The 1,984-nt window shown below is 44.3% G+C and carries 3 protein-coding genes; all 3 read left to right on the top strand.

The features are described from left to right. The coding region (locus tag ACRBG0_RS24570; protein WP_431489486.1) for a FlgD immunoglobulin-like domain containing protein at positions 1–812 on the top strand (812 nt) is incomplete at its 5' end. Further along, positions 812–1,651, top strand: coding sequence for an ABC transporter permease (locus tag ACRBG0_RS24565; RefSeq protein WP_431489485.1), 840 nt, complete (start codon positions 812–814; stop codon positions 1,649–1,651). The genes ACRBG0_RS24570 and ACRBG0_RS24565, both read left to right, overlap by 1 nt. 6 nt (positions 1,652–1,657) lie before the next feature. After that, positions 1,658–1,984, top strand: a 327-nt coding sequence (locus ACRBG0_RS24560; protein ID WP_431489484.1) for an ATP-binding cassette domain-containing protein, incomplete at its 3' end; no start/stop codon positions are given.

Below are 1,984 nucleotides of genomic sequence, written 5' to 3'. Positions count from 1 at the left end.
CCCAACTTTCGCTGAATGTGAATCCGGCTGATAGCCCTATAGAACGCTTGAGGATTAACAATCAAGCAATCAAAGATTTTATGATTTTGGGAGATGAGATAGTCCCCGTTGTAGATGTCACTTTTGATGGACAACAGATATTGGATGGCGATTTAGTATCTGCAAGCCCGTTCATTCAAATGAGTATTACGGATGAAAATCAATATTTGTTACTAGCAGATACGAGTCTATTTGTAGTGGTAGTCCGTGATCCATTAGGAAATGAAAAAACCTTGTCTTTGTCATCTCCTGAGGTGCAATTTTTTCCTGCGACAAATCCAACAGACAATGTAGCTCGCCTGGAATGGGAGCCTAGCTTTGTGGAAGACGGGGAGTATACATTAATGCTTCGAGGAAAGGATGAAAGTGGAAACCAAGCTCGTTTGTGGTACGAAACGCATTTTGAGATCATTACTAAGCAGATGCTTTCAAATGTATTGCCTTACCCCAATCCTTTTTCTACTTCTACCCGTTTTGTATATACACTTACGGGAGAGGAGGCTCCAGATCAATACAAGATCCAAATTATGACGATCAGTGGCCGTATTGTTCGCGAAATCAACCAGCAGGAGCTAGGTGCATTGCAGGTAGGAACACACTTGACAGATTTCGTTTGGGATGGCACAGATACCTACGGTGATCAATTAGCAACAGGCACTTATCTGTATAGGGTTATTGCCCTAGATGACCAAGGGCAACAATTAGACCGTTACGATAACGGGACAGATTCCTATTTCCTCAACCAGATTGGTAAAATAGTAATCCTCCGTTAATGAATTCAAAAGATTTACCGGAGGTGTTTGTCAGTGCTAAAACAGATTCGGTCAACTATTGGCGGGAGGTCTGGCGCTACCGGGAATTACTTTACATCCTGAGTTGGCGTGACCTGAAAGTACGTTATAAGCAAACCTTAATTGGCGCAGCTTGGGCCATAATCCGACCGCTGCTTACCATGCTTATCTTCACTTTTGTCTTTGGTAGGGTAGCAGGGTTAGCTGACGATACACAGGAGCCTTATCCTTTATTGGTATTAGCAGGTGTGTTGGCTTGGCAACTATTTTCGAGCGGAATCAGCGAGAGTGCAGCTTCTTTATTGGGGAATGAGCGACTCATTACAAAGGTCTATTTTCCTAAAATTCTGGTACCGATGAGTACGCTGGCTACCTGCCTGATCGACTTTTTAGTGGCACTGAGTTTACTTCTATGTTTGCTGATTTATTATGGAACCTTGCCCTCTGTCTATATACTTTTTTTGCCATTTTGGCTACTGTTGACCCTCGCATTATCCTTGAGTATTGGCTTGGGTTTATCGGCCCTCAATATCCGCTTTCGTGACTTTCGCTATGCCTTGCCTTTTGTCTTGCAGGTGGGGTTATTCCTTTCTCCTGTTGGGTTTTCTAGTCGTGCCGTTCCGGAGCAATACTTGTGGATATATGATTTGAACCCTGCTGTGGGGATTATCGAAAGTTTCCGTTGGTGCGTTTCAGGGATCAGTTTTGGAGCTTTTCCCTCTTACTCATTAGGAGTTACTCTCGTGTGGGTTGTACTAAGCTTTTGGGTAGGCTTCCGTTATTTTCAAAAAACAGAGCGTACTTTCGCTGATATCATTTGATGTTCTATGCCCAAAGCCATCGAAATAAATAACCTTGGTAAGCAGTACCGACGAAGAGAGTTGGGCGGTAGCCGCTACCGTACCTTAAGAGATGCCCTTTGGACAAAAGGGAGACGAGAGGCCGCAAAAGCGTCAGATTGTTTCTGGGCACTCAGAAATGTCGATTTAACCATAGAGCAAGGTTCAGTAGTAGGGGTAATCGGCCCTAATGGTGCGGGGAAAAGCACCTTGCTAAAACTACTGAGTAGGATAACATCTCCTACGGAAGGTTCTTTCACCCTACGCGGGCGTGTTGCCTCCTTGTTGGAAGTAGGAACAGGTTTTCATCCAGAG

This window comes from Lewinella sp., from assembly GCF_050633125.1.
GTDB lineage: Bacteria > Bacteroidota > Bacteroidia > Chitinophagales > Saprospiraceae > Lewinella.
The sequence above is the reverse complement of the archived record's forward strand: the minus strand, read 5'-3'. Positions and strand labels throughout refer to the sequence as shown.